Raw genomic sequence first — 13,640 nt, forward strand, 5'->3', positions numbered from 1 at the left:
CTAGCCAGCTATCGGTTTACAGAGCGTTAGCGCCGATCAGTTCCGGTCGATTCTGCGGCCGAACACGACGCTGGTATTGGTGCGCAGCACGCCGGGGATCTTGGCCAGTTCGTCCACCAGGATGTCCAGATCCTCGATCCGGGGGGCTTCGGCCGACAGCAGCAGGTCGAACTCGCCGTTGATCGACAGGCACAGCTTGACCTCGGGATAGGCTTCCAGCCGCTTGATGATGCGCGCGGTCTCTTTCTGCTGCACCTCGAGCAGCACCACGACCTGCACCCTGGGCGTGTCGTCGGCCCGGCCCAGCACGACCGAGTAGCCCGCGATCACGCCCGCGTCCTCCATGCGCCGGATGCGCTCGTGTACGGTGGTCCGGGCCACGCCCAGCCGGGCCGCGATCTGCGTCGTCGAGGCGCGTGCGTTGTGCTGCAGGGCGGCGATGATGCGGCGGTCAAGCTGGTCCATGGGGCTTTCGGCTGTCGGTCGTGTGGTTCGGGTGTCGGGCAGAAGGGCGGTCGCCGTCAAGGCGCGTGCGGGTAACGGGGGTGCAGGTCGTCGATGATGATCGGGTGCGCATGCGGTTCGACCCCGGACAGGTGCGGGTGATCGGCTGGCAGGTCCGGGTGGTCATGCGCGATGGAGCGCGGCTGGAATGCGGGCCAGGCCCAGGCGGCCAGCATCAGACCGCCCAGGGCCAGAACGGTCAGCGCGGCCATCGCCACGGTTGCGCCATGCTGGGTCATCAGCCAGCCCGACAGCGGATACAGAACCAGCCAGCAGGCATGGGACAGGGTGAACTGGGCGGCGAACACGGCCGCGCGATCTTCGGGGTGGGCGGATCGGGTCAGCAATCGCCCCGAGGGCGTCAGCGTGGAGGAGTAGCCGAAACCCACCAGCGCCCAAAGCGCGGTCAGCATCGCCAGCGACATCGGCGCCACCGCCGACAGCAGCGCGGCGGTTGCCATGGTGGCGGTGGCCAGCGTTGCGCCGGCCAGCATCACCGGCCGGTCGGGCAGGCGCTCCAGCAGCGCCGGAAGCACGAAAGCCGCCAGCATCGACCCGCCGCCGAACCCGGCCAGCGCGATCGCCACGGCGCTGTCCTGCAGGCCCAGGTCGCCGCGCACGATCACCACGGTATTGACCAGAACCATCGCGCTGAGGGCGGCGGCGGTCCAGCTCAGCGCAAGAAGGCCGCGCAGGCGCGGTGTCCGCAGATAGATGCGAATGCCGCGCGTCGTCCGGTCAAAGACCCCGCGCGGCTGACGGGGCGTGGGCGAGGGCAGGGCCACCGAGACCACCAGCAGGGCCGAGGCCGCAAAGCCCAGCGCCGTTCCCCAGAACAGGCTGTCGAAACTGACGACCAGCAGCAGCGCGGCTGCCAGCATCGGACTGACGAGGTTCTCCAGATCATAGGCCAGCCGCGACAGCGATAGGGCCTTGGTATATTCCTGCTCGTCGGTCAGAACATCGGGGATCGTGGCCTGGAACGCGGGTGTGAACCCGGCCGAGGCCGATTGCAGCACGAAGATCAGCACATAGACCTGCCAGATCTCGGTCACGAAGGGCAGGCACAGCGCGACGACGGCCCGCACCATGTCCAGCGTCACCAGCATGCGGCGGCGGTCCAGCCTTTCGGCAAAAGCCGCGGCAACGGGCGCAATCGAGACATAGGCGACCATCTTGATGGTCAGGGCCGTGCCCAGCACCATCGCGGCGGACTCGCCGGCCAGATCATAGGCCAGCAACCCCAGCGCAACCGTCGCCAGCCCGGTGCCCAGCAGCGCCACCTCCTGCGCAGCCAGAAGGTGACGATATGTTCGGTTCCGCAGAATCTTCAGCATGGCAAAAACTCTGAAATGGCTCCGCGCGCGTCGTGGGGGCCGCCGTCGCTCGGGCGGGCGGTGATTTGTTCGAACGAGGCGCAGGACGGTCGAGACATGGCCCGACCCTATGCGCCCGGCGCGGATGCCTCAACCGCAATGACGCCCGAGTGCCGCCAAGGGGCAGACGGCGTTGAGTTTGCGGGCCAAACACCCTATTTCGGGGGCAACACCGAGCAAAGGAAACATTCGTGGCGAACCACCTCTACAAGAACGACCTGCCCGACGGGCTGGACCTGGGCCCCGTCGTGGCCATCGATTGCGAAACCATGGGCCTGAACCCGCATCGCGACCGTCTGTGCGTGATCCAGATGTCGGGTGGCGACGGTCACAGCCACATCGTGCAGGTGGAAAAGGGTCAGGCCGAGGCCCCGAACCTGTGCGCCATGCTGGAAAACCCCGAGGTGCTGAAACTGTTCCACTTCGGCCGTTTCGACATCGCCGCAATGTATCATGCGTTTGGCGCGCTGGCGGCGCCGGTCTATTGCACCAAGATCGCCAGCCGCCTGGTGCGCACCTATACCGACCGGCACGGGCTGAAGAACCTGTGCCAGGAACTGCTGGGCATCGACATCTCGAAACAGCAGCAGATGAGCGACTGGGGCGCCGAGACCCTGACCGAGGCGCAGCTGGACTATGCCGCCTCGGACGTTCTGTATCTGCACCAGCTGCGCGCCGCCTTGGACGCGCGGCTGGAACGCGAGGGCCGGACCGAGATGGCGCAGGCCTGTTTCGACTTTCTGCCGATGCGCGCCAGGCTGGATCTGGCGGGCTGGCCCGAAACCGACATCTTTGCGCACTCATGACCGATACCGAATCCTTTCTTAAAACCGCCCGCCAGGTCGTCACCGACGAGGCCCGCGCGCTTGGGGTTCTGGCCGAAGGGCTGGACGAACGCTTCGCCGACGCGGTGCGGCTGATCCTGCAGGCCAAGGGCCGGCTGATCGTCAGCGGCATCGGCAAGTCGGGCCATATCGGTCACAAGATCGCGGCCACGCTGGCCAGTACCGGCACGCCCGCCTATTTCGTGCACCCGGCCGAGGCCAGCCATGGCGACCTGGGCATGGTGTCCAAGGATGACGTGGTGCTGGCGATATCCAATTCCGGCGAGGCGCCCGAGCTGGCCAACCTGCTGGCCTTTACCCGGCGGTTCGGGATTCCGCTGATCGGCCTGTCCAGCCGGCCGGACAGTACCCTGATGAAGCAGGCCGACGTGCATCTGCTGATCCCGGCGCTGGGCGAGGCCTGCGGATACGGCATGGTGCCCTCGATCTCGACCACGCTGACGCTGGCGATGGGCGATGCGCTGGCGATCGCGCTGATGAAATACCGCGATTTCAAGCCCGAGGATTTCCGTGCCTTCCACCCCGGCGGCAAGCTGGGCGCGCAGCTGAGCGCGGTGCGCGACCTGATGCATGGCGGCGACGCGCTGCCGCTGGTGTCGGCCGACACCCCGATGAGCGACGCGCTGATCGAGATCAGCCAAAAGGGCTTTGGCGTGGTCGGCGTGACCGATGCGGATGGCGCCCTGGTCGGCATCATCACCGACGGCGACCTGCGCCGGCATATGGACGGGTTGCTGAACAACACGGCGGCCCAGGTCATGACCGCAAACCCCACGACCATCGCCCCCGACGCCCTGGCCGAAGAGGCGGTGGCGATCATGAACGCGCGCAAGATCACCTCGTTGTTCGTGGTGGACCCGGACCGGCCGGGCCGGGCGCAGGGGCTGTTGCACATCCACGACTGCCTGCGCGTCGGGCTGGGTTGAGTGAGGGCCGGGATGGATCGCTATTCGCGCATGGTGCAGTTCCTCAAGGTTCTGCTGCCGCTGGCGGCCATCCTGCTGCTGTCGATGGTGTTCCTGCTGTCGCGCAGCATCGAGACCCAGGTGGCGGTTCCGTTTTCGCAGCAGGATATCGATGACCGCCTGAACAATCAGCTTGTGACGCAGCCGAACTATCGCGGCGTCACCCGCAACGGCGAGGATATCCAGGTGGAGGCCGTCCGCGCCAGCCGCGGCACCGCCGACGAGGCGCCCACGGCGGCCGAGTTCAAGGGGCGGCTTGGCCTGAATGGCGGCCGCGTCATCACCCTTGATTCCAACACCGGCCTGATCCGTCCCGACAAGGGCATGGCGACCTTCTCCGACGATGTGGTCGTCACCACGACCGACGGCTTCCGGGTCACGACCGATCTTCTGAACACGTCGCTGGACGAGATTCGGGGCGACACTCCGGGGCAGGTTGCCGGCACCGGGCCGATCGGCAACTTCACGGCCGGGCGGATGACCTTCGGTGCCGAAAATTCCGACGGCCCCGTCCATATTGTTTTTACAGACGGCGTGAAGCTGATATACGAGCCGAAAAAGACCGAAAGATAACCCGTGTTTGATTTTCGAATAGTTTCTTTGTGTGCCGTACTGGCCTTTGGGGCGGCCCCGGCGGGCGCCCAGGAAGCCCAGGTTGCATTCGGGGCGGTCAAGGCCGACCCAAGCCTTCCGGTCGAGGTCACGTCGGAAACGCTCAAGGTCAACCAGGAGGACGGGTCGGCCGAATTTCTGGGCAATGTCGTCGTCGTGCAGGGCCAGATGCGCCTGTCAGCCGACCGGGTTCTGGTGATCTACAACGAGGACCGCTCGGGGATCGAGCGCCTCGAGGCGTCCGACAACGTTCTGCTGGTCAGCCCGCCGGATGCGGCCGAAGGGGATTGGGCGGAATACACGATCGACAGCGGGGTTGTCGTCATGACGGGCAACGTTCTGCTCAGCCAGGGGCCCAGCACGATCAGCGGCGACCGGATGGTCGCGAATCTGGCGGACGGAACCGCGACCATGAGCGGGCGGGTCAAGACAATCCTCAAGTCGGGCGGTGATTGATGGCGGGGCCGAAACTGTCCGTTACCGAAGGGGCGTCCGGGCTGAAAATCGACAAGCTGCGGAAATCCTATCGCCAGAAGACGGTGATCCGGGATGTCTCGATGACGTTGGACCGGTCCGAAGTCGTGGCGCTGCTGGGGCCGAACGGTTCGGGCAAGACCACGACGTTTTATTCCGTGGCCGGGCTGGTCTTTCCCGAGGCCGGCTCGGTAACGCTGGACGGTCAGAACGTCACCACGCTGCCGATGTACCGGCGGGCACGGATGGGAATCGGCTATCTGCCGCAGGAGATGTCGATCTTCCGCGGGCTCAGCGTCGAGGACAACATCGCAGCGGTTCTGGATATCTCGGTCAAGCATGCGCATCGGCGCAAGGAGCGGCTGGAGGAACTGCTGTCGGATTTTTCGATCGAGCACCTGCGGCGGGCGCCGGCGCTGGCCTTGTCGGGTGGCGAGCGGCGGCGGGTGGAAATCGCGCGGTGTCTGGCGGCCGATCCGAAATATCTGCTGCTGGATGAACCGTTTGCCGGGGTGGATCCGATCAGCGTGGGGGATATCCGCCATCTTGTGGCCGACCTGAAAAAGCGCGGGATCGGCGTGCTGATCACCGACCACAACGTACGCGAGACCCTGGAAATCGTGGATCGCGCCTATATCCTGCATGACGGGCAGGTTCTGATGTCGGGCACCCCGGACGAGGTCGTCGAGAACGAGAACGTGCGCCGCGTCTATCTGGGTGAAAACTTCCGAATTTCATAGACTTGTCGGATGGCGGCGGAAGTCCGCGACAGTTTTCTCGGATATGCGCTCGTGTTTTGATTGACTCTGCCGCCGCCTGTTGGCTGAATTGGGACATGACGCTTGCGTGGATTCAGTCTGGATCTCGACCCCCTTCGTTGAAGGGCGCGATGATCGGCAACCCCGTACAGCGTCTCGACCCCCCACCCCATAACAACAAGTCTGCCGCATGATGCGGCGCAAACAGGGGTGTGAATTGTGAAGGAGATCACATGCGTTACCAAATCAGCGGCAAACAGATCGACATCGGTGCGGCCCTGCAGACCCACGTGCAGACCGAACTGGGCGAGGTTGTGGGCAAATATGCCCAGCGCGCAACGGACGCCAACGTCGTCTTTTCCCGTTCGGCGCATGAATATGTGTGTGAAACCACCGTGCACCTGTCCACCGGCCTGACGGCCCAGGCCAAGGCCCATGCCACCGAGATCTACGCGGCATTCGAGGCGTGCTGTGACAAGATGGAGAAACAGTTGCGCCGCTACAAGCGCCGCCTGAAGGACCACCACCGCGAGCGGTCCGAGCCGGTTGAACTCTTCGGGGCGTCGTCCTATATCCTCGCCTCGAACGAATCGGAGCCGGAGCAGGAACCCGACTCCTTGCAGCCAATCATCGTTGCCGAGATGGAAACCAAGATCCCATCGCTGAGCGTTGGTGAGGCTGTCATGCAGATGGAACTCGCGGGCGCTCCGGTGCTGGTGTTCCGGAACGAAAACAAGGACGGATTGAATGTCGTGTATCGTCGCGACGATGGAAACATCGGCTGGATCGATCCGTAACAGGCAAGGATGAAGGCAGGGCCTCCGCAGCGGCGGGGGCTTTGCCGTGGAGCATGATGATGGAGCTTTCGAGCATATTGAAGCCCGAAGCGGTGCGCGTGTTGTCCGCCGCATCCAGCAAGAAGCGCCTGTTTCAGGAAATCGGGGATGTCGCCGCCGGCGCCCTGGGGCTGGATGCGCAGACCGTGGTCGACAGCCTGCTCGAGCGGGAGAGCCTCGGCCCGACCGGTGTCGGGCACGGGGTGGCGCTGCCGCATGCTCGTCTGTCGGGCCTTGATACCGTGGCGGGCGTGTTCGTGATGCTGGAGAAGCCGATTGATTTCGGTTCGGTCGACCGGCAGCCCGTGGATCTGGCCTTTGCCCTGTTCGCCCCCGAGGAGGCCGGTGTCGAGCACCTCAAGGCGCTGGCCCTGGTGTCACGGACCCTGCGTGACACTTCGGTCTGCGCCAAGCTGCGGGCCAATCCCGATCCGGTCAAGCTGTATGCGATTCTGACCACTGGGCAATCGGTTCAGGCGGCCTGATCCCGCTGATGTGGCGGTGCGCCCCTTTCGGGCTGGCCGGACGCGGCAGGGTCAGCCGCCGGTGCCCATTTCCAGAACCCACCAGATCTTTCCGCCCTTTTCCTGGAACCAGGCAAACCCCATCTGCGTGGCCTTCGGATCCATGATGACCGAGCGCGGGCCGGGCTCCTGCATCCAGGCGGCCAGGGTCTCGGTTTCGGTCTCGTAGGTTTCCGAGATGGCCTCGCCTCGAAACGTTCCCGGGTAGCCGACGCGTGCCGCGCGATCCAATGGCGAGGACCCGTCGGACCCAAAGTGCCAGGGGCGATTCTGGCGGGCCATGTCCTTGGCATGCGTCGCCGCGGCCGCGTTCAGCTGGGCATTCAGCTGAACCGGTTGCAAGCCCGAGGCCTGGCGCAGCGCGTTGACGGAATCGAGCATGCGGAACTGCAGCTTCTCGGGGTTGCCGCGGATCTTGTAGACCTTGGGCAGCGGTCGTCCGTCCGCCCCCAGTGCCGAGGTGCCCGAGGTTTCGGTACATGCCGCAAGCGCGACAAGGCAGATCACCAGCAAAGAAAAGATACGCGTCATCATGGACCCAGTTCGTTGTTCCGCAGAGGGGATAGCCTGCACGAATGCATCGCGCAAAGACCCAATCGCCTTTGTTCGCGTATTTCTGCCGGTTTGATTTGCGACTGAAGCATTCTGGCCATAAAATGCGGGTGAATTTGAATACTGATTGTCAAAGGACCTTTCGGCATGGCCAAGAAACACGTTCACCTGCCTTCGCGCCGCGGGTTCCTGGCCGGGGCCACGTCCCTGCTGGCCAGTCCGGCGATCGCGCAGTTCATACCCGGCGATCCACTGCGCCCCGCGCCCGAACCCGAACCGCCGGTCCGGCGCAACGTGTCCGGGTTCCGCGCCATGGAGTGGCAGCCCTATTTCTCGAACACCCGAAACGGGGCGATTCTGGTCGATACGGTGTCGCGCGCACTGCACTACTGGTCCGAGGATCAGACGGTATACAAGCTGTACCCGTCCTCGGTTCCGCTGACCGAGGAGCTGACCCGCCGCGGTCGCACCAGCGTCATCCGCAAGGTCGAGGGGCCCAGTTGGTCGCCGACGCCGTCGATGAAGAAGAGAAACCCGGAATGGCCTGACTATATTCCGCCGGGGCCCGACAATCCGCTGGGAACCCATGCCCTGTATCTGAGCTGGAAATATTATCGCATTCACGGCACGCATGATACGCGCAAGATCGGGCGGCGGTCGTCGAACGGGTGCATCGGCCTGTTCAACGAACATATCGCCGAATTGTACGCTCTGACCAAGGTCGGCACGCAAGTGTTGCTAATTTGACGACATTTTCCCGCGCCAACCCGCCGGTGGCACAAGTTGCAATTGCATTCGCGACGCTTTGCTGCTTAGAAAAAATCACGAGGTAAGTCTTAGGTGCGGGGCTCCAATATCCCGGGGCCACGCAAACTTTGGAGGTTAACATGAAGAAACTCGTTCTCGCTGCTGCCCTGACCGCTGCTGCTTCGACCGCATATGCCGGCAACCTGGAAGAGCCGGTTGTGGAAGCACCGGTTGTCGTCGAAGAGACCCAGGGCTCGTCGCAGGGCATCATCCTGCCGCTGATCCTGCTGGTCGTCGTTGCCGCAGCTGTTGCTGCCGGCTAAGCCCGACGGACCATGAAAAAAAGAAAGGCGGTGGATTTCCACCGCCTTTTTTCATGCGTGTTCCGGGGCCGGTTCAGTCCAGCCAGCCTTTCAGGTTGTCCTCGACAACTTTGCCCAGGGCCGCGATATGCGCGTCCTCGTCGTTCAGGCAGGGGATATAGGTGAAGGTCTCGCCGCCGGCCTCTTCAAAGCTTTCGCGGATCTCTTCGTTGATCTCTTCCAGAGTTTCGATGCAGTCAGCGGAAAAGGCCGGGGCAATGACGGCGATGTTCTTTTTGCCTTGTCGGGCCAGTTCGGCGACGTGGTCGACGGTGTAGGGTTTCAACCATTCCTCGGGTCCGAAACGTGACTGGAAGGTGGTCACCAGTTGATCGTCCGACCAGCCCAGCCGCTCTTTCAGCAGTCGCGACGTCTTGGCGCACTGGCAGTGGTACGGATCACCCTGCATCAGGTAGCGTTCCGGCATGCCATGATAGGAACAGACCAGAATGTCCGGCCTGGTCTCCATTGCGGCATAGGCGCGCTCGACCGACTGCGCCAGGGCGTCGATATAGGCTGGCTCGTCGAAATAGGCCGGCACCGTGCGGCTGGCGGGCTGCCGGGCCTCCTCCATCAGCGCGCGAAAGAACTGGTCGTTCGCGGTGGCGGTCGTGGCGCCCGCATATTGCGGATAGAGCGGGAAGAACAGGATGCGGTCGCAGCCCTCGGCCACCATCTGCCGGACCTTGGATTTGGTCGAGGGGTTCCCGTAACGCATGCAGAAATCCACCATGACCTTGTCACCATAGCGGTCCTGCATCGCTGCGCGCAGCTTGGCGGTCTGGTCCTTGGTGATGGTCATCAGCGGGCTTTCGCCCTTGTCGTGGTTCCAGATCGACTTGTACGCCGCGCCCGAGCTGAAGGGGCGTTTGGTCAGAATGATCGCCTGCAGGATCGGCTGCCATTTCCAGGCCGGATAGTCGATCACCCGCCGGTCGGACAGGAATTCGTTCAGATAGCGGCGCATCGGCCAATAGCTGTAATCATCCGGCGTGCCCAGATTGGCCAGCAGAATGCCGACGCGCCCCATCTTGACCTTCGGGTGATCTGCGGGCGCGTGCGCGGGGCGGATGGCGTCGAACATGGTGGGTTTCCTGAGTTTTTCCTTAAGTGCCTGAATTAATCGGATGGATCACGGGGTCAATCGTACAGTTTGCCTTCTTTCGTGCCGAGGGCCTCGGCCAGGCTGACCTGGGCCGAGCCGGGCCGCAGCGGCTTGGGCTGGCTGGCATCCGGTGCCCAGCCGGTCAGGCAGACCAGCTCGAACGTGGCGGCCAGGCGCCCGTCGGAGGCGGCGAAGCTTTCGGCATAGATGTGTTGTGCCCTATGAAACACGGACCGGCGCGTGGGGTGTTTCAGCCGTTCGGTCACCGCGTTGGCCTCGCCCATGGCGCGCAGGTCGGCCATCAGGTGCCACAGGTCGCGGTAGGTCGCCGTCAGCGGCACCCGGTCGGCCACGGGCAGGGCCAACCCGGCGCGTTGCAACAGGGCACCAAGATCGCGCAGTTCCGCCATCGGCGCGACACGCGGGCTGAGCCCGCCGGTCACCTCGATCTCGGCCTGACCCAGCGCGGCCCGCAATTCGTGCAGCGTCTCGCCGCCCAGACAGACCACCAGCAACAGCCCGTCCGGCTTCAGGGCGCGGGCGCATTGGATCAGCTGACCGACCGGGTCATTCGCCCAATGCAAAGCCATGGCGTGGATCACCAGGTCATGCGCGCCCGGGGACAGGTCCAGAACCTCGTCATCGGGCACGATGCGCGCGCCGTTCAGAACGCCTGCCCATACTTGGGCAAAAGGGGTCACGATCGCGGGCGCCGTAAAGGTTTTGTTAACCACGGCGAGGCGATCCTGCACCTCGTCGACGGCGGCGCGGTGCAGGAACAGGGCGTCGTCCCGGGCCCGGGCGCGATGCGCGGCCAGGGCGGATCGGTCAAACAATGAGGGTGTCTTGGCTGCGGATGGGTCCATAGAGCGCAGTTATCGCATATGGCAGCGGATTCAAACCGCCATCAAGGTCGTGTACCCGCCGCGCTGCATCGGTTGCGGCGAGATGACCGAATCGGATTTCGGGCTGTGTGGGCCATGCTGGCGCGATACGCCGTTCATCGGGGGGCTGGTCTGTGCCAGCTGCGGCGTCCCGTTGCCGGGCGAGGACGACGGTGACCGGGTCGAGTGTGATGACTGCATGCGCCAGCCGCCGCCCTGGTCCGAGGGGCGCGGTACGCTGTTGTACGCGGGCAAGGCGCGGGCGTTGGTCTTGGCGCTGAAACATGGCGACCGGACGGAACTGGCCAGGCCCGCGGCGCGTTGGATGGCGCAAGCCGGGCGCTCTCTGTTTCGGTCGGATATGCTGATTGCACCGGTGCCGCTGCACTGGTCGCGCCTGTTGAAGCGTCGGTACAACCAGTCGGCGCTGCTGGCGCAGCATCTGGGAAAAACGGTCGGATTGCCGGTTTGCCCCGACCTGCTGCTGCGCAGCCGGCGCACCCCGGCGCTGGAGGGGAAAACGGCCGCCGAACGGACCGAAACGTTGCGCGATGCGATCACCGTGCATCCGCGCCGGGCGGACCGCCTGCCGGGGCGCCCCGTGCTGCTGGTCGATGACGTGATGACATCGGGTGCGACCCTGGCGGCCTGCGCCCGCGCCTGCCGGGCGGCCGGGGCGGATGATATTTCCGTGTTGGTACTGGCGCGCGTTGCCAAGGATGCCTAATTCCCCCTAGATTGCGCGAAATCCAAGGGAACGGACCATGAAACCGGTTGTCATCTATACCTCGCCGCTGTGCGGCTTTTGCCACGCGGCCAAACGGCTGCTGAACCAGAAAGGCGTCGCCTATGAGGAGATCGACGTTTTGATGAACCCCAAACGCAAGCCCGAGATGATCCAGCGGGCGGGCGGCCGGCGCACGGTGCCTCAGATCTTCATCGGTGACACCCATGTCGGTGGCTGCGACGACCTGTATGAACTCGAACAGGCCGGCAAGCTGGACCCGCTGTTGGCCGCCTGATGAGAACCGCCCTGCTGCAGATCACCTCGTCGGACGACCCGGCCGCGAACCTGGACATGGTGCGCGCCATGATGGCCGAGGCCGCGGACCGGGGCGCGGGGTTCATCCTGACGCCCGAGGTCACCAACTGCGTCTCGACCAGCGGAACGCGCCAACGCGAGGTGCTGCAGCACGAGGAAGACGACATCACCCTGGCGGGCCTGCGCGAACAGGCGGCGGAATTGGGCGTGTGGCTGCTGATCGGATCGCTGGGGCTGAAGACTCATGACGCCGACGGGCGGTTCGCCAACCGGTCCTTCATGATCGACCCGCAGGGCGGGATCGTGGCGCGCTATGACAAGATCCATATGTTCGACGTGCAGGTCACCGAGACCGAGACCTTTCGCGAATCGGCCAGCTATCGCCCCGGGTCGCGGGCGGTGATCGCCGAGACCGCCTTCGGCAAGGTCGGCATGACCATCTGCTACGACATCCGGTTCCCGCATCTGCACGCCGCGCTGGCGCAGGGCGGGGCCACGATCCTGACGGTTCCGGCGGCGTTTTCTCCGGTGACCGGCGCGGCCCATTGGGAACCGCTGCTGCGCGCCCGCGCCATCGAGACCGGCTGTTGGGTCATTGCCCCCGCGCAGACCGGAGAACACCCCAAGACCCGCGGCAAAACGCGCCAGACCCACGGGCACAGCATGGTCGTGACGCCCTGGGGCGAGGTGCTGATCGACGCAGGCACTCAGACCGGCATTCACTTTTTTGATCTGGATGATAGGTCTGTTACAGAGGCACGGCGGCGCGTGCCGTCCCTGACACATGTTCGCCCGTTCGACGGGCCCTGATCCAGAACCGGGTTATGACTGACGAAACCAACGCCCTGGCGGTCGCGCTGTTCAGCGAGATCCTGACCGCGGACCAATTGCTGCGGAACCGGCTGAGCCGGGTGCTGCCCAAGGGCATGGAAATTTCGCATTTCTCGGTGCTGAACCACCTGGTGTTCGTGGGGGGCGAGCGGACGCCCGCGCAGCTGGCCCGCACGTTCCACGTGACGCGTGGGGCGATGACCAACACCTTGGCCAAGCTGGAATGGGCCGGATACATCCACATCCGCCCCGACTGGGACGATGCCCGCCGCAAGATGGTGGCGATCAGCCCGGCCGGCCGACGGGCACGGGATCAGGCGATCTCGGCCATCGCACCTCTGATCAACCGGGTCGTGGGCGAGCTGGGTCTTGAGCGTGTGCGCACGACCCTGCCGGTTCTGCGCGACCTGCGCATGAAGCTGGAAGAGGAATAGGCCTCAGCCCGGCTTCACGCTGGCGGTGACGTAGTTCACGCTCAGGTCCCGGTCCGAGATCGACCAGCTCCAGGTGATCGGGTTGAATACGAATCCTTTGCGGTCCACCGGGTCCAGACCGGCCTGGCGCAGCAGGTCAAACAGCTCGTCCGGGGTGATGAACTTGGACCATTCATGGGTGCCGCGCGGCAGCCAGCGCATGACGACCTCGGCCCCGAAAATCGCCATGGCGTAGGATTTCGGGTTGCGGTTTATGGTCGAACAGACTTCCAGCCCGCCGGGTTTCAACAGCCGTTGCGTGGCGGTCAGATAGGCCAGCGGGTCGGCCACATGCTCGACCACCTCCATGTTCAGCACCACGTCGAACTGCTCGCCCGCGTCGGCCATCGCCTCGGCGGTGGTGTGGCGATAGTCGATTTGCAGGCCGGATTGCTCGGCATGGATGCGGGCCACGGGCAGGTTGCGCTCGGCCGCGTCGGCGCCCACGACCTCGGCCCCCAGCCGCGCCATCGGCTCGCTCAGCAGCCCGCCGCCGCAGCCGATATCCAGCAGGCGCAGGCCCTCGAACGGTTTCGGAGCCGTCAGATCCCGGTCAAATTCGCCCGCGATCTGCTGTGTGATATAGTCCAGACGGCACGGATTGAGCATGTGCAGCGGTTTGAATTTCCCGTGCGGGTCCCACCATTCGGCGGCCATGGCCTCGAATTTTGCGATCTCGGACGGGTCCACCGTGTTCGGATGCGCTTGCATTCCTGTCTCCGTGTGCTCTTTTACGCTGTAAGACTATAT

General features: G+C 64.6%; 19 protein-coding genes. 13 read left to right on the forward strand and 6 right to left on the reverse strand.

What is annotated here, in order from left to right:
- Positions 1 to 36 precede the first annotated feature (36 nt).
- Together F3H26_RS10320 and F3H26_RS10325 are read right to left on the reverse strand one after the other, a co-directional pair.
- Positions 37 to 525: an Lrp/AsnC family transcriptional regulator gene (locus tag F3H26_RS10320; protein WP_223162478.1), complete on the reverse strand. Its 489-nt coding sequence runs from the start codon at positions 523 to 525 to the stop codon at positions 37 to 39.
- Positions 522 to 1,841, reverse strand: a complete 1,320-nt coding sequence (locus F3H26_RS10325; RefSeq protein ID WP_149775982.1) for an MFS transporter — start codon at positions 1,839 to 1,841, stop codon at positions 522 to 524. Before F3H26_RS10325 ends, F3H26_RS10320 begins: the two co-directional genes overlap by 4 nt.
- Before the next feature lie 230 nt (positions 1,842 to 2,071).
- On the opposite strand from F3H26_RS10325, the gene F3H26_RS10330 reads away from it, so the two are divergent.
- The 7 genes from F3H26_RS10330 (at position 2,072) to F3H26_RS10360 (ending at position 6,855) form a co-directional block, all read left to right on the forward strand.
- Positions 2,072 to 2,686, forward strand: coding sequence for a ribonuclease D (locus tag F3H26_RS10330; protein WP_149775983.1), 615 nt, complete (start codon positions 2,072 to 2,074; stop codon positions 2,684 to 2,686).
- A complete protein-coding gene (locus F3H26_RS10335) occupies positions 2,683 to 3,651 on the forward strand; it encodes a KpsF/GutQ family sugar-phosphate isomerase (protein ID WP_149775984.1) in 969 nt (322 codons plus the stop codon). Before F3H26_RS10330 ends, F3H26_RS10335 begins: the two co-directional genes overlap by 4 nt.
- A gap of 12 nt (positions 3,652 to 3,663) precedes the next feature.
- Complete coding sequence (lptC, locus tag F3H26_RS10340) at positions 3,664 to 4,263, forward strand: LPS export ABC transporter periplasmic protein LptC (RefSeq protein ID WP_149775985.1); 600 nt, start codon at positions 3,664 to 3,666, stop codon at positions 4,261 to 4,263.
- 27 nt (positions 4,264 to 4,290) lie between these two features.
- Positions 4,291 to 4,758, forward strand: a complete 468-nt coding sequence (locus tag F3H26_RS10345; RefSeq protein WP_223162479.1) for an LptA/OstA family protein — start codon at positions 4,291 to 4,293, stop codon at positions 4,756 to 4,758.
- The gene (gene lptB, locus F3H26_RS10350; protein WP_149775986.1) at positions 4,758 to 5,516 is read left to right on the forward strand and encodes an LPS export ABC transporter ATP-binding protein; all 759 of its coding nucleotides are present in this window, start codon (positions 4,758 to 4,760) and stop codon (positions 5,514 to 5,516) included. Before F3H26_RS10345 ends, lptB begins: the two co-directional genes overlap by 1 nt.
- Before the next feature lie 251 nt (positions 5,517 to 5,767).
- Positions 5,768 to 6,331, forward strand: a complete 564-nt coding sequence (gene hpf, locus F3H26_RS10355; RefSeq protein ID WP_149775987.1) for a ribosome hibernation-promoting factor, HPF/YfiA family — start codon at positions 5,768 to 5,770, stop codon at positions 6,329 to 6,331.
- 59 nt (positions 6,332 to 6,390) lie between these two features.
- A complete protein-coding gene (locus F3H26_RS10360) occupies positions 6,391 to 6,855 on the forward strand; it encodes a PTS sugar transporter subunit IIA (RefSeq protein WP_149775988.1) in 465 nt (154 codons plus the stop codon).
- A 51-nt stretch (positions 6,856 to 6,906) separates the two neighbouring features.
- On the opposite strand, the gene F3H26_RS10365 is transcribed toward F3H26_RS10360, so the two are convergent.
- Positions 6,907 to 7,425, reverse strand: a complete 519-nt coding sequence (locus tag F3H26_RS10365) for a CAP domain-containing protein (RefSeq protein ID WP_149776016.1) — start codon at positions 7,423 to 7,425, stop codon at positions 6,907 to 6,909.
- Positions 7,426 to 7,593: 168 nt separating this feature from the next.
- On the opposite strand from F3H26_RS10365, the gene F3H26_RS10370 reads away from it, so the two are divergent.
- Positions 7,594 to 8,193 carry a L,D-transpeptidase gene (locus F3H26_RS10370; protein ID WP_149775989.1) on the forward strand — a complete coding sequence of 200 codons (600 nt, stop codon included), beginning with the start codon at positions 7,594 to 7,596 and terminating at the stop codon, positions 8,191 to 8,193.
- A 140-nt stretch (positions 8,194 to 8,333) separates the two neighbouring features.
- Positions 8,334 to 8,516, forward strand: coding sequence for a hypothetical protein (locus F3H26_RS10375; RefSeq protein ID WP_005979327.1), 183 nt, complete (start codon positions 8,334 to 8,336; stop codon positions 8,514 to 8,516).
- A gap of 73 nt (positions 8,517 to 8,589) precedes the next feature.
- Here the strand turns inward: F3H26_RS10375 and hemH are convergent, their stop codons facing one another.
- Together hemH and F3H26_RS10385 are read right to left on the reverse strand one after the other, a co-directional pair.
- Positions 8,590 to 9,639, reverse strand: coding sequence for a ferrochelatase (gene hemH / locus F3H26_RS10380; RefSeq protein WP_149775990.1), 1,050 nt, complete (start codon positions 9,637 to 9,639; stop codon positions 8,590 to 8,592).
- 56 nt (positions 9,640 to 9,695) lie between these two features.
- Positions 9,696 to 10,526 (reverse strand): methyltransferase domain-containing protein, encoded by an 831-nt coding sequence (locus tag F3H26_RS10385; RefSeq protein ID WP_149775991.1) that lies wholly within the window; start codon positions 10,524 to 10,526, stop codon positions 9,696 to 9,698.
- On the opposite strand from F3H26_RS10385, the gene F3H26_RS10390 reads away from it, so the two are divergent.
- The 4 genes from F3H26_RS10390 to F3H26_RS10405 are packed head-to-tail and all read left to right on the forward strand — an operon-like array spanning position 10,507 to position 12,851.
- Positions 10,507 to 11,271, forward strand: a complete 765-nt coding sequence (locus F3H26_RS10390; RefSeq protein WP_188127741.1) for a ComF family protein — start codon at positions 10,507 to 10,509, stop codon at positions 11,269 to 11,271. The genes F3H26_RS10385 and F3H26_RS10390 overlap by 20 nt on opposite strands.
- Positions 11,272 to 11,308: 37 nt before the next feature.
- Positions 11,309 to 11,566: a glutaredoxin 3 gene (gene grxC, locus F3H26_RS10395; protein WP_005979317.1), complete on the forward strand. Its 258-nt coding sequence runs from the start codon at positions 11,309 to 11,311 to the stop codon at positions 11,564 to 11,566.
- Positions 11,566 to 12,396 (forward strand): carbon-nitrogen hydrolase family protein, encoded by an 831-nt coding sequence (locus F3H26_RS10400; protein WP_149775992.1) that lies wholly within the window; start codon positions 11,566 to 11,568, stop codon positions 12,394 to 12,396. Before grxC ends, F3H26_RS10400 begins: the two co-directional genes overlap by 1 nt.
- Before the next feature lie 14 nt (positions 12,397 to 12,410).
- Positions 12,411 to 12,851, forward strand: coding sequence for a MarR family winged helix-turn-helix transcriptional regulator (locus F3H26_RS10405; RefSeq protein WP_005979313.1), 441 nt, complete (start codon positions 12,411 to 12,413; stop codon positions 12,849 to 12,851).
- A 3-nt stretch (positions 12,852 to 12,854) separates the two neighbouring features.
- Here F3H26_RS10405 and ubiG read toward each other — a convergent pair whose 3' ends face one another.
- The gene (ubiG, locus tag F3H26_RS10410; RefSeq protein ID WP_149775993.1) at positions 12,855 to 13,601 is read right to left on the reverse strand and encodes a bifunctional 2-polyprenyl-6-hydroxyphenol methylase/3-demethylubiquinol 3-O-methyltransferase UbiG; all 747 of its coding nucleotides are present in this window, start codon (positions 13,599 to 13,601) and stop codon (positions 12,855 to 12,857) included.
- Between the last annotated feature and the right edge of the window lie 39 nt (positions 13,602 to 13,640).

It is taken from the genome of Ruegeria intermedia (assembly GCF_900129345.1).
Lineage (GTDB): Bacteria > Pseudomonadota > Alphaproteobacteria > Rhodobacterales > Rhodobacteraceae > Ruegeria > Ruegeria intermedia.

Bases quoted from the DNA above. Each gene is read 5' to 3' on its own strand.
- F3H26_RS10360 (WP_149775988.1), top strand. From the start codon at position 6,391: ATGGAGCTTTCGAGCATATTGAAGCCCGAAGCGGTGCGCGTGTTGTCC.
- hemH (WP_149775990.1), bottom strand. From the start codon at position 9,639: ATGTTCGACGCCATCCGCCCCGCGCACGCGCCCGCAGATCACCCGAAG.
- F3H26_RS10405 (WP_005979313.1), top strand. From the start codon at position 12,411: ATGACTGACGAAACCAACGCCCTGGCGGTCGCGCTGTTCAGCGAGATC.
- ubiG (WP_149775993.1), bottom strand. From the start codon at position 13,601: ATGCAAGCGCATCCGAACACGGTGGACCCGTCCGAGATCGCAAAATTC.
- F3H26_RS10325 (WP_149775982.1), bottom strand. From the start codon at position 1,841: ATGCTGAAGATTCTGCGGAACCGAACATATCGTCACCTTCTGGCTGCG.
- F3H26_RS10365 (WP_149776016.1), bottom strand. From the start codon at position 7,425: ATGACGCGTATCTTTTCTTTGCTGGTGATCTGCCTTGTCGCGCTTGCG.
- F3H26_RS10375 (WP_005979327.1), top strand. From the start codon at position 8,334: ATGAAGAAACTCGTTCTCGCTGCTGCCCTGACCGCTGCTGCTTCGACC.
- lptB (WP_149775986.1), top strand. From the start codon at position 4,758: ATGGCGGGGCCGAAACTGTCCGTTACCGAAGGGGCGTCCGGGCTGAAA.
- grxC (WP_005979317.1), top strand. From the start codon at position 11,309: ATGAAACCGGTTGTCATCTATACCTCGCCGCTGTGCGGCTTTTGCCAC.
- lptC (WP_149775985.1), top strand. From the start codon at position 3,664: ATGGATCGCTATTCGCGCATGGTGCAGTTCCTCAAGGTTCTGCTGCCG.
- F3H26_RS10335 (WP_149775984.1), top strand. From the start codon at position 2,683: ATGACCGATACCGAATCCTTTCTTAAAACCGCCCGCCAGGTCGTCACC.
- F3H26_RS10370 (WP_149775989.1), top strand. From the start codon at position 7,594: ATGGCCAAGAAACACGTTCACCTGCCTTCGCGCCGCGGGTTCCTGGCC.
- F3H26_RS10385 (WP_149775991.1), bottom strand. From the start codon at position 10,526: ATGGACCCATCCGCAGCCAAGACACCCTCATTGTTTGACCGATCCGCC.
- hpf (WP_149775987.1), top strand. From the start codon at position 5,768: ATGCGTTACCAAATCAGCGGCAAACAGATCGACATCGGTGCGGCCCTG.
- F3H26_RS10400 (WP_149775992.1), top strand. From the start codon at position 11,566: ATGAGAACCGCCCTGCTGCAGATCACCTCGTCGGACGACCCGGCCGCG.